This window comes from Enterobacter sp. UNJFSC 003, assembly GCF_036903355.1.
In the GTDB taxonomy this organism is placed as follows: domain Bacteria; phylum Pseudomonadota; class Gammaproteobacteria; order Enterobacterales; family Enterobacteriaceae; genus Enterobacter.
In genome coordinates this window covers 596,150-615,539 of the sequence record NZ_JBAKHK010000002.1, presented here as the reverse complement: position 1 = coordinate 615,539, position 19,390 = coordinate 596,150, and the positions used below count along the sequence as shown (strand labels likewise).

Here is a 19,390-nt window from a genome sequence, read left to right as displayed (position 1 = left end):
AAGCCCCAGCGTGATGGGCATGTCGTTAGAAAACAGGGGGCAAGGGATGTTGCTAAACAAAATACGTGGTCGTCAGCTGTCAGCGATGAGTTTGTGTCTGGCAGTGATGTTTGCTCCACTGTTTACCGCACAGGCCGATGAGCCCGAAGTCGTGCCATCGGACAGTTCCGCGACGACGGGCGCGCAGCCGACGTCGCTATCACAGCCGCTGGATCAATCTCCGGCGACGGCCATCATGGCGGGTATTAAGCCGCTGCCGGAAGGGATTGATATCGAGTCGCTCCGCCAGCAGCTGACGGCCGGGCTACCTGCCGGTTACACGCCTGCCTACATCAATCAGCTCACGCTGCTTTATGCCGCGCGCGACATGAAGCCGATGTGGGAGAACCGTGATGCAGTGCGCGCTTTCCAGCAACAGCTGGCAGAAGTCGCCATTGCAGGTTTCCAGCCGCAGTTCACAAAATGGGTTGAACTCTTGACCGATCCGTCGGTGACCGACCAGGCGCGCGATGTTGTCCTGTCGGATGCCATGATGGGCTACCTCCAGTTCGTGGCGGGGATCCCGGTGAACGGCAACCGCTGGCTGTATAGCGAAAAACCGTACAAGCTGGCGACGCCTGCGCTATCGGTCATTAACCAGTGGCAGCTGGCGCTGGATAATGGCAACCTGCCGCGCTTTATCGCGAGCCTTGCGCCTTCTCATCCGCAATATGCCACGATGCATCAGTCGCTGCTGGCGCTGGTAGGAGATTCCCGCCCATGGCCTCAGCTGCGAGCGACGGCAACGCTGCGCCCGGGGCAGTGGAGCAGCGATGTTCCGGCGCTTCGTGAAATCCTTACGCGCTCCGGTATTCTCGATGGCGGACCTAAAATTGCGCTTCCCGGCGATGACCCACAAAGCGTGGTCGTCAGCCCGTCTGCGCCGGTGAAAGAAAAGAAAGCGGTTGCTCTAAGTGATAAGCCTGCCGCTTACGATCGTGAACTGGTTGCGGGGGTTAAGCAGTTTCAGGCCCTTCAGGGGCTCGGTGCTGACGGCGTGATTGGTCAGTCGACGCGCGACTGGCTGAATGTATCGCCGGCGCAGCGGGCTGGGGTGTTGGCGTTGAATATCCAGCGTTTACGTCTGCTGCCCGGCACATTGTCTACGGGCATTATGGTCAATATTCCGGCTTATTCCCTGGTCTACTATCAGGACGGGAGCGAAGTGCTGGCATCCCGTGTGATTGTTGGCCGTCCTGACCGTAAAACGCCGATGATGAGCAGCGCGCTGAATAATGTGGTGGTTAACCCACCGTGGAACGTGCCGCCGACGCTGGCGCGTAAGGATATACTGCCTAAGCTGTGGAACGATCCGGGATATCTGGAACGGCATAACTACACGGTGATGCGCGGCTGGAACAGCAACGAGGCGATTGATCCCTGGATGGTTGACTGGTCGACGATCACGGCATCAAATCTGCCGTTCCGTTTCCAGCAGGCACCTGGCGCGCACAATTCGCTGGGACGCTACAAATTCAACATGCCGAGCTCAGACGCCATTTATCTGCACGATACGCCGAATCACAATCTGTTCCAGAAAGATACTCGCGCGCTCAGTTCCGGCTGTGTGCGCGTCAATAAAGCGTCTGAACTGGCCAATATGCTGTTGCAGGATGCTGGCTGGAACGATACGCGGATTTCTGATGCGCTGAAGCAGGGCGATACGCGTTACGTGAATATTCGCCACAATATCCCGGTCAATCTTTATTATCTGACGGCGTTTGTGGGGGAAGATGGACGTACCCAGTATCGTACAGATATTTACAATTATGATCTCACCGCGCGATCCGGCGCACAAATTTTGCCAAAAGCGGAACAATTAATCAGGTAAATGAAGTAGTTCTGGGAAAATGATTGTCGTAAGTTATGGTGAATGCGGGGCAATATGGCTGTAAGCCGCGTGTTTGCTGGGGTTGGGCGCCTTGACGTCGTCGGCTTTGCCAGTTAAGGTGCCCTTCGTGCGCTAAGCATATTACGATTTCTTTGACCTGTAGACCTGATTATCATGGACAAATTTGACGCTAATCGCCGCAAACTGCTGGCGTTAGGTGGTGTTGCGCTCGGCGCAGCGGCCATCTTGCCGACGCCAGCATTTGCCACCCTCTCGACACCACGTCCGCGCATTTTGACGCTCAACAACCTCCATACTGGTGAGTCGCTTAAAGCGGAATTCTTCGATGGCAGAGGCTATATTCAGGATGAATTAGCAAGACTTAACCATTTTTTCCGTGATTTCCGCGCGAATAAAATAAAAGCCATCGACCCAGGATTATTTGATCAGTTATTCCGCCTTCAGGGCATGCTGGGTACCAGCAAGCCGGTGCAGCTCATTTCGGGGTATCGCTCTCTGGATACCAATAACGAGCTGCGTGCCCACAGCCGTGGGGTAGCGAAAAAAAGCTATCACACGAAAGGGCAGGCAATGGATTTCCATATTGAAGGCGTTTCGTTAGCCAATATTCGCAAAGCAGCGTTATCTATGCGCGCAGGTGGTGTAGGATATTACCCACGTAGCAACTTTGTGCATATTGATACCGGGCCGGTACGGCACTGGTAATAACGAAACACAGGAGCAGTATGAACTATCGTATTATTCCGGTTACCGCGTTCTCCCAGAATTGTTCATTAATCTGGTGCGAGCAAACTAAACTGGCCGCGCTTGTCGATCCCGGCGGTGACGCTGAGAAAATCAAGCAGGAGGTTGCAGCCAGCGGCGTAACGCTGATGCAGATTTTGCTGACCCATGGTCATCTTGATCATGTGGGGGCTGCCGCTGAACTGGCTGAACACTACGGTGTGCCGGTGATCGGCCCGGAAAAAGAAGATGAGTTCTGGCTGCAGGGGTTACCCGCGCAAAGCCGCATGTTTGGCCTCGATGAGTGTCTGCCGTTGACGCCCGATCGCTGGTTGAACGAAGGAGAGAGTGTTACCGTAGGGAATGTGACTTTACAGGTGTTGCATTGTCCTGGCCATACGCCAGGCCATATTGTCTTCTTTGATGACCAGTCCCGTCTGCTGATTTCCGGCGATGTGATTTTCAAAGGTGGCGTAGGACGCAGCGATTTCCCGCGTGGCGATCATGGGCAGTTGATTCAGTCGATTAAACAGAGGTTATTGCCGTTAGGCGATGATGTGACGTTTATCGCGGGACATGGGCCGATGTCGACGCTGGGCTATGAGCGAGTGCATAACCCGTTCCTTCAAGATGAAATGCCTGTCTGGTAAACCGAATTAAATAAAAAAAGCCTGCGCGATGCAGGCTTTTTTGTGGGCGCAGATTACAGGACGGCGACAATGGCTTCGCACAGCGGCGCCATGTTGTCCGGCGTCATGCCTGCAACGTTCACGCGGCCAGAAGCCACGGCGTAAACGCCAAACTCTTCACGCAGGCGCAGAACCTGCTCTTTGGTCAGTCCGCTGAACGAGAACATACCATTCTGCTTGATAATAAAGCTGAAGTCGCGGTCTGCCCCTTTTTCCGCCAGCGTGCTCACGAACAGCAGGCGCATGCGCTGAATGCGTTGGCGCATATCGTTCAGCTCTTGTTCCCAGATTGCACGCAGCGCATCGTTGCTCAGGATCGTTGCAACAACAGAAGCCCCGTGCGCCGGTGGGTTAGAGTAGTTGGCACGGATCACGGATTTCATCTGGCTAAATGCACGATCAACGGTTTGCTCGTCAGCTGCCACCAGCGTACAAGCGCCCACGCGCTCATTGTACAGGCCAAAGTTCTTCGAGTAGGAACTGGCAACGATCAACTCCTGATGCACGGCTGCGAATGCGCGCAGGCCTTCGGCATCCTCTTCCAGACCACGAGCAAAGCCCTGGTAAGCGAAGTCAAACAGTGGCAGCCAGCCTTTTTCGACGGACAGTTTCGCCAGTTGTTCCCACTGCTCCAGCGTCGGATCGATACCGGTAGGGTTATGGCAGCAGCCGTGAAATAGCACGACATCACCAGCCTGTGCTTCGTTCAGGCTCGCCAGCAGGCCATCGAAATCAAGGGCGTGGTTTGCCGCGTCATAGTAAGCATATTCGCGCACTTCAAGCCCCGCAGAGTTAAAGACGCTCTTATGGTTCGGCCAGCTTGGGTTGCTTACCCAGACACGCTTAACAGACGTATTTTTTGCAAGGAAATCCGCCGCCACGCGCAACGCGCCGGTACCGCCTGGGGTTTGTGCCGTGCGAGCGCGTTTGCTGCTCACAATCGCACTGCCTTTTCCGAACAGCAGTTCCTGAGTGCAACGACCAAATTCAGGGATACCATCAATACCGAGGTAATTCTTGGTGGTTTCGTTTTCCAGCAGATACTGCTCAGCTTTCTTAACGCTGGTCAGTACCGGTGTTTTGCCGGTTTCATCTTTATATACACCAATACCCAGGTTGATTTTGCCAGGGCGGTCGTCGGCACGAAACAGATCGGCCAGGCCCAGAATAGGGTCGGCAGGAGCGGCGGTAATGTTCTCAAACATGACGAAGTTCCATTGTGATTACAGAAGTGAAATCCGCTATCAGGTTAACGGTAGATTTACAAAATGCCAACCGTTTGCGACGAAAAGCGTGCGGCTTTTCAAAAGTCGCCATTATTTACTCTCAGACATAAAAAAACAGGGCCGAAGCCCTGTTCATTAAGCATATAACAACGAGGTGTACTGATTAGAACTGGTAAACCAGACCCACAGCAACAGTGTCGTCGCTGCTGACGCCCAGCTTGTTGTCGTCTTTCAGCTGGTTGATCTGGTAGTCAACATAGGTGGACATGTTTTTGTTGAAGTAGTAAGTCGCGCCAACGTCGATATAGTTGATGAAGTCTTCGTCACCAATACCTTCTACGTCTTTCGCTTTAGATTTGTAGTAAGCGATGGATGGACGCAGACCGAAGTCGAACTGGTACTGTGCTACAACAGAGAAGTCCTGAGATTTGTTAGCGAAGCCACGGCTGCCCAGACGCGCTGCGTTGCGCATTTCACCATACAGTGCTGCCAGGTAAATGTTGTTCGCGTCGTATTTCAGGCCAGTTGCCCACTGCTCAGCTTTGTCGCCTTTGCCCCATGCCAGAGTCTGCTGGTTGTCGGTACGGTCAGCAGCACCGTAAGCACCCACAACGCCGAAGCCTTCGTAATCATAGCTCAGAGAAGTTGCCCAGCCGTCGCCGTTAGAACGAGTTGCATCGGTACGCTCGTTTTTACCCAGGTACTGAACGCCGAAGTTCAGACCGTCAACCAGACCGAAGAAACCGCTGTTACGGTAAGTCGCCAGACCACCAGTACGGCCAGAGAAGAAGTTATCGCTCACACCGGTGTCGCCGCCGAACTCTGGCAGCATATCGGTGATGCCGATTGCATCATAAACCAGGCCATAGTTACGACCGTAGTCGAAGGAGCCTGCATCACCGTATTTCAGGCCAGCGAACGCCAGACGGGTTTTGTTACCGGACTGAGCATCAGCGCCTTCGGAGTTGTTACCCTGGAAGTTGTATTCCCACTGGCCGTAACCGGTCAGTTGGTCATTGATCTTGGTTTCGCCTTTGAAGCCGAGACGCGCATAAGTCTTGTCGCCGTCATTACCAGAATCATCAGAGAAGTAATGCAGGCCAACTGCTTTCCCGTACAGATCTAATTTGTTGCCGTCTTTGTTATAGATTTCTGCAGCGTTTGCTGCACCGGCTACCAGCAGGGCAGGGACTACCACTGCCAGAATATTGCGCTTCATCATTATTTATTACCCTCATTGGTTTTTTTATGACACTCGCCACTGCCGTCAATAAATTCTGTCAATAAATATTTCCGGAACTATTGATGAGAGTTAGGTGTCTTTATGTATCTGATAGGCATCTTTCCATTCATAGAACCGTTTCGCTAGCCTGAAAGTGCTACAAATCTCAAGATTGAGTAACAAAAAGCAATCATGTGTAACTAAATATGTATTTTGAGGAACTTTGTGAACCACCTCAAATTTCAGAGCGATCTGGTGATTTAAACAACACACTCATTTCTATATATATGAATTCCTTATGATTAATTTGGATAAAGGCATTTCATATACACAGATGTTAAACGACTCATTTTTTCTTATGAGTCAAGTGAGACTTCTGGATGGCTGTATATTCGGTCAAAATTTGTGCTAATGCTTGAGGATGTAATAATCGCAATAAGACTGTGGTTTATTTTTTGTGCGTAGATATTTCGTGGAAACAAAACGTAACAGGTAGTGGTTATGACGGGGTTGTAGTTTAAAGATGCTGACTTTGTACTGACGAAAATTGACAATACAGAATAAAATAATGGCCAGCATAAGCTGGCCATTTGCATGTATGGCGGTTAGAAGCTGGCGTTACGTGGTGTACGAGGGAAAGGAATAACGTCACGAACGTTCTGAACACCGGTAACATAGGCAATCAGACGTTCAAAGCCCAGACCAAAGCCGGAGTGCGGTACGGTGCCGTAACGGCGCAGATCGCGATACCAGCTGTAATCAGCAGGATTCAGACCCATCTCTTCCATACGCGCATCCAGTATGTCCAGACGCTCTTCACGCTGGGAACCACCGATGATCTCACCAATACCCGGAGCCAGAACATCCATCGCCGCAACAGTTTTACCGTCTTCGTTAAGGCGCATGTAGAAGGCCTTAATGTCTTTCGGGTAGTTTTTCACCACAACTGGTGCTTTGAAGTGTTTCTCTGCCAGATAGCGTTCATGCTCGGAGGAGAGATCTACGCCCCAGTACACCGGGTTCTCGAACTTCTCACCGCATTTTTCGAGGATCGCGACAGCATCGGTGTAGTCCACCTGAGCGAAGTCCGCTGATACAAAGCGCTCAAGACGGGCAACGGCGTCGCTATCAACGCGTTCTGCGAAGAACTTCATGTCGTCAGCGCGTTCTTCGAGAACTGCTTTGAACACGTATTTCAGCATCGCTTCTGCCAGACCGGCAACATCATTCAGGTCTGCGAAGGCCACTTCAGGCTCCAGCATCCAGAATTCTGCCAGGTGACGGCTGGTGTTGGAGTTTTCAGCACGGAAAGTTGGGCCAAAGGTGTAGATCTTCGACAGTGCACAGGCGTAAGTCTCACCGTTGAGCTGGCCAGAAACCGTCAGGAAAGCTTCTTTACCAAAGAAGTCTTTGTCATAGTCGACTTTGCCTTCCGGTGTGCGCGGCAGGTTTTCCATATCCAGCGTTGAGACGCGGAACATTTCGCCAGCACCTTCAGTATCTGAAGCCGTGATCAGCGGAGTCGATACCCAGAAATAACCCTGCTCATCGAAGAAGCGATGCAGCGCTTGTGCCAGCGTGTGGCGCACACGGGCAACCGCACCAATCAGGTTGGTACGCGGACGCAGGTGAGCCACTTCACGAAGGTACTCAATGCTGTGGCGTTTTGCTGCCATCGGGTAGGTATCAGGATCTTCAACCCAGCCGGTCACTTCAATCGCAGAGGCCTGGATTTCGAAACTCTGACCCTGGCCAGGTGAAGCCACTACAACACCGGTCACAATAACGGAGCAACCCGTCGTCAGGTGCAGAACGTCATCATTGTAATTGGGCAGAGAATTATTAATGACGGCCTGTACAGGATCAAAGCAGGAACCGTCATAGACGGCGAGGAAGGAGATGCCAGCTTTAGAATCTCGGCGGGTACGCACCCATCCGCGCACGGTGACTTCCTGGTCAACGGCGACGCGGCCCTGGAGTACGTCGGCTACAGGCACAACGCTCATAATATTCTCTCTGTTAATAGTCGGAAAAAATAAACACTTGTCCACCCAAATGGGGGGATATCTATGTTACCTACCATCCGCTATCAGACAAGTAAATTTCGCAGTCAAAAGAGAAGAATTAAGAAATAAATAAGGAGAGGGGAGCCATGAAGGCTCCCTCAAGCGCTTAGCTGGCTTTTTTGATCTGGGGGAGATCAAACGCTTTTCGCAACGCGCGGACAAATGCCTTGTCATGACAGATGGTTTTACCGGGGCTGTCGGAGAGTTTTGCCACCGGCTTACCGTTACATTCCACCAGCTTTATGACGATGTTCAGAGGTTTTACCTGAGGAATATCGCATGTCAAACGCGTACCGATACCAAAACTGAGATTCACTCGGGTCGAGAAATGGCGATAAAGATCGACCGCTTTTGCTAAATCAAGGTTATCAGAGAAAACCAGCACCTTGCTCATGGGATCAATGCCGAGCTTTTCATAATGCGCAATAGCCTTCTCACCCCATTCGACCGGATCGCCGGAATCATGGCGCAGTCCCTGATAGCGTTCAGCAAATTCAGGGCCGAAGTCGCGCAGGAACGCATCCATTGTAATACAGTCGGTGAGGGCGATTCCCAGCTTATCCGGATACTCTTCCAGCCACGCGGCCAGCGCAACGCGCTGGCTGTTAGCCAGATCGGGACTGATTTGCTGATGTGCCTGGAACCACTCATGCGCCTGTGTACCCATTGGTGTCAGGTCCAGACGACGGGCGAGATCGTAGTTGCTGGTGCCAACAAACCACGATTCCTGCTGCAGGCGTTTGACGATAGCCTGCTGAACCTCGCGAGAGAAGCGGCGACGCGTGCCAAAATCCATCAGGCGGAAGCGGGACATATCCAGTCCTGCGGTCAGCGCGGAGAACTCAACAAGTTTGTTTTCAAGCGAGGCAACGGCTTGTTCAACACCGACTTCCGGCGAACGGTAGCGGTGAGCCAGTTCGCTTATCACGGCAAGCAGCGGGACCTCCCACATGATCACTTCACGCCACGGGCCTTCAAGGCGAATATTCAGCTTGCCGTTATCGTTGGTGATAGTGACTTGTTCCGGCTTATAGCGGAAATCGCGCAGCCAGTCCAGATAGTCAGCTTTAAAGAAGGGGAGGCCGGAAAGCCACTGGTATTCGTCGTCCTGCAGCGTCAGATGCTTCATAGCATCGACCTGTTCACGAATGGCGTCTGCGTAGATACCGAGCAAGTCGTCGCCACGACAGCGGAATTCCGCCGCAACGTGGACATCATAGTAATGATGGAATACGGCTTGCTGCATATGCAGTTTATACGCGTCGGTATCCAGCAATGTATGCAGAACAGGAGAAGCGAATCGAGTCATAGGTGCGCAGTAGCATCCTCTCACAGGAGCGTTTAGTACAATAAACAACTCCGGAGTATACCTTGTTTAGTGATTTATTGAACCCCGATCACAACATAAGCGCTCTTTATGGTCGAGGGCATTTTGTGCCCCATGTTATACAAATGTAGCGAAAAAGAGGTTTGTATCTGAAAAGATGAACATTCTGCATAGCGCGTTTTACACAACAGGAATATATTGAAACGTTACTCGACAAACGATGCATAAGGTTTTCTATGACACAACAGCCACAAGCCAAATACCGCCACGACTACCGTGCGCCGGATTACCTGATTAGCGATATCGATCTGACTTTTGACCTGGATGCCACTAAAACCGTTGTGACGGCGATAAGCCAGGTTGCGCGCCAGAACGCAACAGCAGTTCCGCTGCGTCTTGATGGTGAAGACCTGACGCTGCTCTCCCTGCATATTAATGATGAAGCCTGGACTGACTATAAAGAAGAAGACGGCCAGCTGGTGATTAACAACCTGCCAGAACGCTTTACGCTGCGCATCGTGAATGAAATCAGCCCTGCGGCCAATACCGCGCTGGAAGGGCTTTACCAGTCTGGCGTGGCGCTGTGCACGCAGTGTGAAGCGGAAGGGTTCCGCCACATTACATGGTACCTGGATCGCCCGGACGTGCTGGCGCGCTTTACCACCAAAATTATTGCCGATAAAACCCTCTATCCGTTCCTGCTTTCTAACGGCAACCGTGTGGATGAAGGCGAGCTGGAAAATGGACGTCACTGGGTGCAGTGGCAGGATCCGTTCCCAAAACCGTGCTATCTATTTGCGCTGGTGGCGGGTGACTTCGACGTGTTGCGTGATACCTTCAAAACCCGTTCAGGCCGCGATGTGGCGCTGGAGCTGTTTGTAGACCGTGGCAACCTCGATCGCGCGCCGTGGGCGATGACCTCGCTGATTAACTCAATGAAGTGGGACGAAGAGCGCTTTGGCCTCGAATACGACCTCGACATCTATATGATTGTTGCCGTCGACTTCTTCAATATGGGCGCGATGGAGAACAAAGGCCTCAACGTCTTTAACTCCAAGTACGTCCTGGCGCGCACTGACACCGCAACGGACAAAGATTACCTCGATATCGAGCGCGTTATCGGCCACGAGTATTTCCACAACTGGACCGGTAACCGCGTGACCTGCCGCGACTGGTTCCAGCTGAGCCTGAAAGAGGGCCTGACCGTCTTCCGTGACCAGGAGTTCAGTTCCGATCTGGGTTCACGTGCGGTTAACCGCATTAACAACGTGCGCACCATGCGTGGACTTCAGTTTGCGGAAGATGCCAGCCCAATGGCGCACCCGATCCGTCCGGATAAAGTGATCGAGATGAACAACTTCTACACCCTGACGGTGTATGAGAAAGGCGCTGAAATTATCCGTATGATCCACACCCTGCTGGGAGAAGAAAACTTCCAGAAAGGGATGCAGCTTTACTTCGAACGTCACGACGGCAGTGCGGCCACCTGTGATGATTTTGTGCAGGCGATGGAAGACGCGTCCAACGTAGACCTCTCCCATTTCCGCCGCTGGTATAGCCAGGCCGGGACACCGATTGTGACCGTCAAAGATGATTACAATCCGGAAACGGAGCAGTACACCCTGACCATCAGTCAGCGCACGCCGCCAACGGCCGAGCAGGAAGAAAAACATCCGCTGCACATTCCGTTCAGCATCGAACTGTACGATAACGAAGGGAACGTGATCCCGCTGCAGAAGGGGGGTCATCCGGTGCATCAGGTACTGAATGTCACCCAGGCAGAGCAGACCTTTATCTTCGATAACGTCTACTTCCAGCCGGTGCCCGCGCTGCTGTGTGAATTCTCTGCCCCGGTGAAGCTGGAGTATAAATGGAGCGATCAGCAGCTAACGTTCCTGATGCGTCACGCTCGCAATGACTTCTCCCGCTGGGATGCGGCGCAAAGTTTGCTGGCAACGTACATCAAGCTGAACGTGAACCGTCAGCAGCAGGGTCAGCCGCTGTCGCTGCCTGTCCATGTGGCTGATGCGTTCCGCGCCATTCTGCTGGATGAGAAGATTGACCCGGCACTGGCAGCAGAAATTCTGACGCTGCCGTCGGCCACAGAAATCGCCGAGCTGTTCGATATCATCGATCCGATTGCCATCGTGGCGGTGCGTGAAGCACTGACCCGTACGCTGGCAACCGAACTGGCGGACGAGTTCCTGGCTATCTATAACGTCAACAAGCTGGATGAGTATCGCGTAGAACATGCGGATATTGGCAAGCGTTCCCTGCGTAATACCTGCCTGCGCTATCTGGCGTTTGGTGACGTCGAACTGGCCAATACCCTGGTGAGCAAGCAGTACCACGACGCTGACAACATGACCGATGCGCTGGCAGCCCTGGCCGCAAGCGTTGCCGCCGAGCTGCCGTGCCGCGATGCATTAATGCAGGAATACGATGATAAATGGCATCAGGACGGTCTGGTGATGGACAAGTGGTTTATCCTGCAATCCACCAGCCCGTCAGCCGATGTGCTGAATACCGTGCGCGGCCTGCTGAAACATCGCTCCTTCACCATGAGCAATCCGAACCGCGTGCGTTCTCTGATTGGTGCATTTGCCAGCAGCAACCCGGCAGCGTTCCACGCAGAAGACGGCAGCGGCTATCAATTTATGGTTGAAATGCTGACCGAGCTGAACAGCCGTAACCCGCAGGTGGCATCGCGTCTGATTGAGCCGCTGATCCGCCTGAAACGCTACGATGCGAAGCGCCAGGCGAAAATGCGCGCCGCGCTTGAGCAGCTAAAAGGGCTGGAAAATCTGTCTGGCGATCTGTACGAGAAGATCGCGAAGGCGCTGGCCTGACGTTAAGGTTTACCCTCCCTCTCCCACTGGGAGAGGGCCGGGGTGAGGGCATCAGGCATTTGCCTTAATCAACGTTCTTTCAGAAACCCCACGCTTCATCACCCGCTCCAATACCTCTGCTTCCAGCTCCGCCAGTCTTGCCAGCCCCACGCGGCGAGGACGAGGAATATCTACCGTCAAATCCAGACCAATTTTCCCTTCCTCTATTAACAGCACGCGATCGGCCATCGCCACCGCTTCACTCACGTCATGGGTGACCAACAGCACCGTAAAGCCATGCTTTTGCCAGAGGGATTCAATCAAATCTTGCATTTCAATGCGCGTCAGGGCATCCAGAGCGCCCAGCGGTTCATCGAGCAACAGCAGGCCTGGTCGGTGTATCAATGCGCGTGCTAACGCAACGCGCTGCTTTTGCCCGCCTGACAGTGCAGCAGGCCATTCACCCGCGCGATTGTCCAAGCCCACCGCGGCCAGAGCCTGCCTTGCCTCATCCCGCCAGTCGCCCTTGAGACCCAGTCCCACATTGTCGATCACCGTTTTCCAAGGCAACAAGCGCGCGTCCTGAAACATCATGCGGGTATCATCCTGGATGTTCGCCAGCGGCGTATTACCGGCCAGAATTTCGCCACCGTTCGGTGCTTCAAGCCCGGCTAACAAACGTAGCAAGGTGCTCTTGCCGCCGCCGCTTCGGCCGACAACGGCCACAAACTGGCCGGCAGGAATGTGCAGATCAAGTGCATTCAGGATAGTGTTTTCGCCGTAGCGTTTGGTCACGCCGTTGAGTAACAGCGGCGTCCCCTGATTCAGTCGGGCAGTATTCATGCTTTTGCCTCCTGAGTGGTGGAATAAGCCGGATTCCAGCGCAGCCAGCTGCGTTCCAGCCACTGGGCGCTAACGTCAGCGAGCTTGCCGAGCAGGGCGTAAAGAATAATCGCGACCACCACCACGTCTGTTTGCAGGAATTCGCGGGCGTTCATCGCCAGATAGCCAATGCCGGAGTTCGCGGAGATGGTTTCTGCAACGATCAGCGTTAGCCACATCAGACCGAGCGCGAAGCGTATGCCCACCATGATGGAGGGCAGGGCGCCGGGTAAGATGACATGTGCGAAGAGCGCAAATCCCGATAATCCATAGCTCCGCGCCATCTCCACCAGCCCGCGGTCGATATTGCGGATCCCGTGCCAGGTATTAATGTAAATCGGGAACAGGGTCCCCAACGCCACGAGGAAAATCTTGGCGCTTTCATCAATGCCAAACCACAAAATCACCAGCGGGATCAGCGCCAGATGCGGCACGTTACGCAGCATCTGAATGGAGGTATCCAGCAGCCGCTCCCCCCAGCGAGAAAGGCCGCTGATCAGCCCCAGCGCCAGACCGATGCTTCCGCCGATGGAAAAACCAATCGCCGCGCGCCAGGAGCTGATGGCCAAATGTTGCCATAGCTCGCCGCTGACGCTCAGCGACCAGAAGGCCTCTACTACGCCCTCCGGAGAGGGCAGAATGCGGCTCGACAGCCAGCCTGCGGATGAGGCAAGCTGCCAGACAGCAATAATGCCGATGGGCAAGAACCACGGGGCGGCACGCAGCAGCCATTTTTGCGAAGTGGCGGACATAGCTACTCCTTAACTTTGCGCGACTTTTCGCGGAATAAATTCGTTAGCCACGGCTTCACCCTGAAGCTGAAGCGGTCGCGGTTGTGGAATTTCTGGAATGGCAACGTCCAGATGTGGGAACAACAGTTCTCCCACTTTGTAAGCCTCTTCCAGATGCGGATAGCCCGAGAGGATAAAGCTGTCGATCCCGAGTTCAGCATATTCATTAATCCGCGCGGCGACGGTTGGGCCATCGCCGACCAGCGCAGTGCCTGCCCCGCCGCGCACCAGCCCGACGCCCGCCCACAAGTTCGGGCTAATTTCTAAATTCTCGCGTTTGCCGTTATGCAATGACGCCATCCGGTGCTGCCCAACGGAGTCGGTTTTTGCAAACGCCGCCTGCGCCTTGGCGATGGTGTCATCATCCAGATGAGAAATCAGACGGTCAGCGGCCTGCCAGGCTTCTTCGTTGGTCTCGCGCACAATCACGTGCAGACGAATACCGAAGCGCACGTGGCGACCTTGCGCTGCGGCTTTGGCGCGCACCTGAGTAATTTTCTCTTTCACCAGTTCAGGCGGCTCGCCCCACGTGAGGTAGAGGTCGACCTGCTCTGCCGCCAGATCCTGTGCCACATCCGACGATCCGCCAAAATAGAGGGGCGGTCGCGGCTGTTGAACCGGCGGGAAGTAGAGCTTCGCGTCGCGAACGTGGATATGTTTACCGTCAAAGGTCACGGTTTCACCCTCAAGCAGACGGCGCCAGACGCGGGTAAACTCGGCAGACGCCTCATAGCGCTCGGTGTGGTCGAGGAACACCCCGTCACCCGCCAGCTCCTGCGGATCGCTGCCGGTGACCAGGTTAAACAGCGCGCGACCGTTAGAAAGGCGATCTAGCGTTGCGGCCTGACGCGCCGCAACGGTAGGGGAGACCACGCTTGGGCGCAGTGCAACCAGGAATTTCAGGCGCTGAGTCACCGGGATCATGGAGGCCGCCACCAGCCACGCGTCCTCGCACGAGCGTCCGGTGGGGATCAGTACGCCGGTAAAGCCGATACGGTCTGCGGCCTGCGCAATCTGCTGCAGATAGCCGTGGTCAACCGGGCGGGAACCCTCTTCTGTGCCAAGATACTGTCCATCACCGTGGGTGGGTAGAAACCAGAAAAGATTCAGACTCATGATTTTGTTCCTTCTTTGCCTGCGGGTTGCCAGATGCGTTCGCGAATATCCACCTGTTTTGGAACCAGGTGATTTTGATAGAAGAGGTCAGCGGTTTGCTGCTGAAGCGCAGCGACGCGTGCGTCCACCGGGCTAATGGTGGTTGGCGGACGATGGTCGAGATAGCTGGCAATCACTGGCTCAGGTAAGCCCATGGTTTTTGCCAGCAGGGCAATGCTTTCCTGACGCTGGCTCTGCGTCAGGGCATCGGCCTGCGTAAAGGTATCAAGCACGCCCTGAATGAATGTGCCGTTTTTTTCCGCATACGGACGGGCCGCGAGATAGAACGAGCCGGTCTGTTTCAGAGAGGTACCGTCTTTCAGCACCCGCACGCCTCCCTGCAGTAATGCGGCGGAGTAGTACGGATCCCAGATTGCCCAGGCATCCACGTTGCCCTGCTGGAATGCCGCGCGTGCGTCAGCAGGCGTCAGATAGACGGGCTGAATATCGGTGAACGTCAGTCCGGCCTCCTGCAAGGCGCGCAGCAGCAGGTTGTGTGAGCTGGAACCTTTCTGGAACGCCACTTTGTGACCCTTCAGCTCCGCAACGTTCTTGATGGCGCTATTTTCAGGCACCAGGATCACCTCTGCTTTTGGCTTTGGAGGCTCCACACCTACGTACACCAGATCCGCCCCGGCAGCCTGTGCGAATATCGGCGGAATATCGCCGGTACTGCCCAGGTCGATACTGCCCACATTAAGCGCCTCCAGCATCTGTGGCCCCGCGGGGAATTCCACCCAAGAGAATTTGGTTTGCGGAAAGCGCTTTTCCAGAAGCTGGTGGCTTTTGGCCAGCACCATGCTGACGCTGCCTTTCTGATAGCCAATACGCAGGCTTTCCGGCGCCGCGTCAGCCGCGTGGGCCAGCGCTGAGACGGCCATCAGACCAGCCAGCCCAATGCGTGTCAGTGTTTTAAACATGTGCAACTCCTTGCGGTTGACCCAGTGCGGGTGCCTGAATATCCCTGCGGTGCAGGGCATGCCAGAAGGTTTCCAGCGCGTTGTCGAGGCGGGTTTGCAGATTCGGCGTAAAGTGCGGTTTGTGTTGATAATCGATGACCTGCGAGTCATCCGCGAAGACGCCGTGAAGGATCTCCTGCGCTTTTAAAGCGTTAAGCACCGGCTTGAGGGCATAATCCACCGCCAGCAGATGGGCAACCGTGCCTCCCGTTGCCAGGGGTAACACCACTTTCCCGTCCAACGCGCGTTCTGGCAGCAAATCGAGCAAGGTTTTCAGCGCGCCCGAAAAGGAGGCTTTATAAATAGGCGTTGCTACAATCAGCCCGTCAGCCTCTTTGAGTTGTTCAGTAAGGGCGGTGAGCGCCGGGCTATCAAAACGGGCGTAAAGCAAATCTTCTGGTTCGAAGTTATGCAGATTCCAGTGGCACACTTCCACATCCAGGGCATTGAGCTTTTCGCGGGCATATTCCAGCAGCGAACTGGAACGTGAAGGGAATCGTGGACTTCCGGCCAGGGTAATGACGCGCATAGGTACTCCTTATAACTAATTGTTTGCTTTTATCTAACATTCATAACAATTTTCAGGAGTGTGACATCGCCGGGTAATTCCACTAAATGATTTATCTGCAATTTAAATGCGAAAAAGTGCATAAGAAGAGAAGGTCAAAGTAAACGATTGCGTTTAACGCTGATTTTTTTGCCACAGGTCAATTCCCTTTCCGGGCAGGATCGCACATAATCCCCTCCCGGTTTGCACACCGGGAATCCAGGAGAGTTCATGTACTACCCCTTCGTTCGTAAAGCCCTTTTCCAGCTCGATCCTGAGCGCGCTCATGAATTTACATTTCAGCAGTTACGTCGTATTACAGGCACGCCTTTGGCCGCGCTGGTACGTCAAAACGTGCCGGAAAAACCTGTCCAATGCATGGGCCTGACGTTTAAAAATCCACTGGGTCTCGCGGCCGGTCTGGATAAAAACGGCGAGTGTATTGATGCTCTGGGCGCGATGGGGTTTGGCTCCATTGAGATCGGAACCGTTACGCCGCGTCCGCAAGCGGGTAACGACAAGCCGCGTCTGTTCCGCCTGGTCGAAGCAGAAGGTCTGATCAACCGCATGGGCTTTAACAATCTTGGTGTTGATCACCTGGTCGAGAACGTTAAAAAAGCTCATTTTGATGGCATATTAGGCATTAATATAGGTAAAAATAAAGACACGCCGGTTGAGCAGGGCAAAGATGACTATCTGATTTGTATGGAAAAAGTCTATGCCTATGCCGGTTATATTGCGGTGAATATTTCATCACCGAATACCCCGGGTCTGCGTTCACTGCAATATGGCGAAGCGCTGGACGATCTTCTGAGCGCCATTAAAAATAAACAAAACGAGCTCCAGGCGATCCACCATAAATATGTTCCCGTCGCGGTTAAGATCGCGCCGGATCTTTCTGTTGAAGAATTGATCCAGGTGGCCGACAGTTTAGTTCGTCATAATATTGATGGTGTGATTGCGACCAATACGACGCTCGATCGCTCTCTTGTTCAGGGAATGAAAAACTGTGACGAAGCGGGTGGGTTAAGCGGCCGTCCAGTACAATTAAAAAGCACAGAAATTATTCGAGCGCTATCCGCTGAATTAAAAGGTCAGTTACCAATTATCGGCGTCGGCGGTATCGACTCTGTGATTGCTGCCCGCGAGAAGATGGCGGCAGGAGCATCACTGGTGCAAATTTATTCCGGCTTTATTTTTAAAGGGCCGCAGTTGATTAAAGAAATCGTTACTCATATCTAATCTTTTTTCCTAATCAGACAACCAGGGCTTTATTTCCGGCCCTGCTTGTTTTATATTCCGTCATTGTTGCTTATTTAGACATTATGGTCTTTTATTAATGTTGTTATAAACGAGGCGGCAAACAGGACATTTTTAGAACAGGGTGTTTGGGGACGGGAGAGAGACATGCGTATTAAACCTGACGATAACTGGCGCTGGTATTTTTGCGACGAGCACGATCGTATGATGCTTGATTTAGCCAATGGCATGTTGTTCCGTTCTCGTTTTCCTCGTCGAATGTTAACTCCGGACGCCTTTGCGCCGTCAGGCTTTTGCGTTGACGATGCTGCACTTTATTTTTCTTTTGAAGAAAAATGCCGCGATTTAGTTCTCTCAAAAGAACAGCGTGCTGAACTGGTATTAAATGCGCTGGTTGCGATCCGTTTCCTGAAACCACAAATGCCGAAAAGCTGGCATTTTCTGGCGCATGGCATGAGCTGGACTCCGGCAACGGGGGATGCTGCCAGCGTCAATTTGAGCGATACTGCCGAAGAGGTTAGTCTGCTGGTGGTTGAGCCCGGTGAAAATGCCGCTCTCTGTCTGCTGGCCCAGCCCGGCGTAACCATTGCCGGGCGGATGATGCAGCTTGGTGACGCAATTAAAGTGATGAACGACAGGCTGAAGCCGCAGCTTCGCGTAGATTCGTTCAGCCTGGAACAGGCCGTTTAAGCCTCAAGCTGTACCGACGTTGTTGGAATACAGCTGCAACACAGAATTGTACCGTCATCTCCAATGGCTGATTTCTTCAGCGCACTGACTTCGCCTTCTACCAGCTTGATTCGACAACACCCGCAGATACCCGCCCGACAGGAATAAGGAACGCGAATACCCGCCTGCTCCAGTTGCTCAAGCAAAACCTGCTGGTTGTTGCCGCGGATAACTTTCCCTTGCCAATGAATATCCACTGCCGAATGGTCCTGGATATTAACGTCGACGACCTCTTCTTCCTGACCTGCACCATAAGCCCGTGCGGACCCACGGGCGAGAATTTCTATCTCGTCGCCCACGCGGATGACGCCGCTCGAGCGCGGAATCAGATTCTGACCAAAGTCGACGTCGCCATTATCCTTCGCGGTGCGGAATGACTGCAGGGTTTTCAGCGGCTCGCCGGAAGGGTGCTTTTGGCCTTTCTCCGGGCTCACGGTGGTAAAAATACAGCGGCTACAGGGCTTCACCACATCAAAAATAACGCTGCCAATGCGGATGACTTTCCAGGTATCTTCTTCCCAGGCGTCAGATCCCGTTATCACCAGATTTGGGCGAAACTGTTCCATTTGTACGCTGGCTTTACAGCGGCGCTGTAAATCTCGCAGCGAGGCCTCGTTAGTCAGCAGGAACGGGAAGCCGTCGGCAAAGGAGAGTGGGACCGCTTCGTGGCGCTTAACGCGACGCGTCGGCTCTGGCCCTACCCAGCGTAGCTGCACGTCGCGGGAGAAGAAGCCGCTCAGCCACTGGTTGATTTCTTCAGGCGCAATACGTGCGGTAAAATGATTCCCCCATACTTCCGTTGGCGCATCGACAGGCGCAAAATCGTTAAACCGAACCAGCGCGCTGGAACCATCGGGCGCGGTCAAGTGTAAACCGTCCTGCAGCGGTGAAGGGGTAAAGCGAACCATTTGTGGGAACTGGCGGGCCGTAATGAAGGTGCCGTCGGACTCGGTGACCATAAAGATACGGTCGAAGGCAAATCCGCTCATGTCTGCCAGCGCGTGTGAGACGCCAATACCGCGCATGGATTTCACCGGATGAATAAAAAGCCTGGATAAGGTCGCCACTGCACACTCCCACAAATGAAAATAAGCC

At 53.6% G+C, this 19,390-nt stretch carries 16 protein-coding genes; 6 read left to right on the top strand and 10 right to left on the bottom strand.

Translation table 11 applies throughout. The annotated features are described in order from the left end of the window. The first annotated feature begins 46 nt into the window (after positions 1–46). From ldtD to V5P19_RS09090, 3 genes are all read left to right on the top strand, one after another. Entirely contained in the window at positions 47–1,870 is a 1,824-nt protein-coding gene (gene ldtD / locus V5P19_RS09100) for a L,D-transpeptidase (RefSeq protein ID WP_334402317.1), read from the top strand. Between the two features lie 174 nt (positions 1,871–2,044). Further along, positions 2,045–2,596, top strand: a complete 552-nt coding sequence (locus V5P19_RS09095; protein ID WP_334402315.1) for a YcbK family protein — start codon at positions 2,045–2,047, stop codon at positions 2,594–2,596. A gap of 20 nt (positions 2,597–2,616) precedes the next feature. Continuing rightward, complete coding sequence (locus V5P19_RS09090) at positions 2,617–3,264, top strand: MBL fold metallo-hydrolase (RefSeq protein ID WP_334402312.1); 648 nt, start codon at positions 2,617–2,619, stop codon at positions 3,262–3,264. 53 nt (positions 3,265–3,317) lie between these two features. On the opposite strand, the gene V5P19_RS09085 is transcribed toward V5P19_RS09090, so the two are convergent. The 4 genes from V5P19_RS09085 to pncB all read right to left on the bottom strand — a co-directional run bounded on the left by V5P19_RS09085 (position 3,318) and on the right by pncB (position 9,126). Further along, positions 3,318–4,508, bottom strand: a complete 1,191-nt coding sequence (locus tag V5P19_RS09085) for an amino acid aminotransferase (RefSeq protein WP_334402310.1) — start codon at positions 4,506–4,508, stop codon at positions 3,318–3,320. 184 nt (positions 4,509–4,692) lie between these two features. Further along, positions 4,693–5,751, bottom strand: coding sequence for a porin OmpF (gene ompF, locus V5P19_RS09080; protein ID WP_334402308.1), 1,059 nt, complete (start codon positions 5,749–5,751; stop codon positions 4,693–4,695). Between the two features lie 605 nt (positions 5,752–6,356). Beyond that, positions 6,357–7,757, bottom strand: coding sequence for an asparagine--tRNA ligase (gene asnS, locus V5P19_RS09075; protein ID WP_334402306.1), 1,401 nt, complete (start codon positions 7,755–7,757; stop codon positions 6,357–6,359). A 166-nt stretch (positions 7,758–7,923) separates the two neighbouring features. Continuing rightward, positions 7,924–9,126, bottom strand: a complete 1,203-nt coding sequence (pncB, locus tag V5P19_RS09070; protein WP_334402303.1) for a nicotinate phosphoribosyltransferase — start codon at positions 9,124–9,126, stop codon at positions 7,924–7,926. 254 nt (positions 9,127–9,380) lie between these two features. On the opposite strand from pncB, the gene pepN reads away from it, so the two are divergent. After that, positions 9,381–11,993 carry an aminopeptidase N gene (pepN, locus tag V5P19_RS09065; RefSeq protein ID WP_334402301.1) on the top strand — a complete coding sequence of 871 codons (2,613 nt, stop codon included), beginning with the start codon at positions 9,381–9,383 and terminating at the stop codon, positions 11,991–11,993. Positions 11,994–12,044: 51 nt separating this feature from the next. Here the strand turns inward: pepN and ssuB are convergent, their stop codons facing one another. From ssuB to ssuE, 5 genes are read right to left on the bottom strand one after another with little or no spacing between them, the layout of a single operon-like run. Further along, positions 12,045–12,815, bottom strand: a complete 771-nt coding sequence (gene ssuB, locus V5P19_RS09060) for an aliphatic sulfonates ABC transporter ATP-binding protein (RefSeq protein WP_334402298.1) — start codon at positions 12,813–12,815, stop codon at positions 12,045–12,047. After that, positions 12,812–13,606 carry an aliphatic sulfonate ABC transporter permease SsuC gene (gene ssuC / locus V5P19_RS09055; RefSeq protein ID WP_334402296.1) on the bottom strand — a complete coding sequence of 265 codons (795 nt, stop codon included), beginning with the start codon at positions 13,604–13,606 and terminating at the stop codon, positions 12,812–12,814. Before ssuC ends, ssuB begins: the two co-directional genes overlap by 4 nt. Positions 13,607–13,615: 9 nt before the next feature. Next, positions 13,616–14,761, bottom strand: coding sequence for an FMNH2-dependent alkanesulfonate monooxygenase (ssuD, locus tag V5P19_RS09050; protein ID WP_334402294.1), 1,146 nt, complete (start codon positions 14,759–14,761; stop codon positions 13,616–13,618). Then, positions 14,758–15,720 (bottom strand): sulfonate ABC transporter substrate-binding protein, encoded by a 963-nt coding sequence (locus V5P19_RS09045; RefSeq protein WP_334402292.1) that lies wholly within the window; start codon positions 15,718–15,720, stop codon positions 14,758–14,760. Before V5P19_RS09045 ends, ssuD begins: the two co-directional genes overlap by 4 nt. After that, positions 15,713–16,288, bottom strand: coding sequence for an NADPH-dependent FMN reductase (gene ssuE / locus V5P19_RS09040; protein WP_334402290.1), 576 nt, complete (start codon positions 16,286–16,288; stop codon positions 15,713–15,715). Before ssuE ends, V5P19_RS09045 begins: the two co-directional genes overlap by 8 nt. A gap of 249 nt (positions 16,289–16,537) precedes the next feature. On the opposite strand from ssuE, the gene pyrD reads away from it, so the two are divergent. Beyond that, on the top strand, positions 16,538–17,548 hold the full coding sequence (pyrD, locus tag V5P19_RS09035) for a quinone-dependent dihydroorotate dehydrogenase (protein ID WP_334402752.1): 1,011 nt from the start codon (positions 16,538–16,540) through the stop codon (positions 17,546–17,548). A gap of 165 nt (positions 17,549–17,713) precedes the next feature. Then, positions 17,714–18,256: a cell division protein ZapC gene (zapC, locus tag V5P19_RS09030; protein ID WP_334402288.1), complete on the top strand. Its 543-nt coding sequence runs from the start codon at positions 17,714–17,716 to the stop codon at positions 18,254–18,256. Here the strand turns inward: zapC and V5P19_RS09025 are convergent. Further along, positions 18,253–19,362: a YcbX family protein gene (locus V5P19_RS09025; protein WP_334402286.1), complete on the bottom strand. Its 1,110-nt coding sequence runs from the start codon at positions 19,360–19,362 to the stop codon at positions 18,253–18,255. The two genes, zapC and V5P19_RS09025, sit on opposite strands and share 4 nt — an antisense overlap. Between the last annotated feature and the right edge of the window lie 28 nt (positions 19,363–19,390).

Excerpts from the sequence above, each read along its gene's own strand:
- ldtD (WP_334402317.1), top strand. The coding sequence starts at position 47 with ATGTTGCTAAACAAAATACGTGGTCGTCAGCTGTCAGCGATGAGTTTG.
- V5P19_RS09095 (WP_334402315.1), top strand. The coding sequence starts at position 2,045 with ATGGACAAATTTGACGCTAATCGCCGCAAACTGCTGGCGTTAGGTGGT.
- V5P19_RS09090 (WP_334402312.1), top strand. The coding sequence starts at position 2,617 with ATGAACTATCGTATTATTCCGGTTACCGCGTTCTCCCAGAATTGTTCA.
- V5P19_RS09085 (WP_334402310.1), bottom strand. The coding sequence starts at position 4,508 with ATGTTTGAGAACATTACCGCCGCTCCTGCCGACCCTATTCTGGGCCTG.
- ompF (WP_334402308.1), bottom strand. The coding sequence starts at position 5,751 with ATGATGAAGCGCAATATTCTGGCAGTGGTAGTCCCTGCCCTGCTGGTA.
- asnS (WP_334402306.1), bottom strand. The coding sequence starts at position 7,757 with ATGAGCGTTGTGCCTGTAGCCGACGTACTCCAGGGCCGCGTCGCCGTT.
- pncB (WP_334402303.1), bottom strand. The coding sequence starts at position 9,126 with ATGACTCGATTCGCTTCTCCTGTTCTGCATACATTGCTGGATACCGAC.
- pepN (WP_334402301.1), top strand. The coding sequence starts at position 9,381 with ATGACACAACAGCCACAAGCCAAATACCGCCACGACTACCGTGCGCCG.
- ssuB (WP_334402298.1), bottom strand. The coding sequence starts at position 12,815 with ATGAATACTGCCCGACTGAATCAGGGGACGCCGCTGTTACTCAACGGC.
- ssuC (WP_334402296.1), bottom strand. The coding sequence starts at position 13,606 with ATGTCCGCCACTTCGCAAAAATGGCTGCTGCGTGCCGCCCCGTGGTTC.
- ssuD (WP_334402294.1), bottom strand. The coding sequence starts at position 14,761 with ATGAGTCTGAATCTTTTCTGGTTTCTACCCACCCACGGTGATGGACAG.
- V5P19_RS09045 (WP_334402292.1), bottom strand. The coding sequence starts at position 15,720 with ATGTTTAAAACACTGACACGCATTGGGCTGGCTGGTCTGATGGCCGTC.
- ssuE (WP_334402290.1), bottom strand. The coding sequence starts at position 16,288 with ATGCGCGTCATTACCCTGGCCGGAAGTCCACGATTCCCTTCACGTTCC.
- pyrD (WP_334402752.1), top strand. The coding sequence starts at position 16,538 with ATGTACTACCCCTTCGTTCGTAAAGCCCTTTTCCAGCTCGATCCTGAG.
- zapC (WP_334402288.1), top strand. The coding sequence starts at position 17,714 with ATGCGTATTAAACCTGACGATAACTGGCGCTGGTATTTTTGCGACGAG.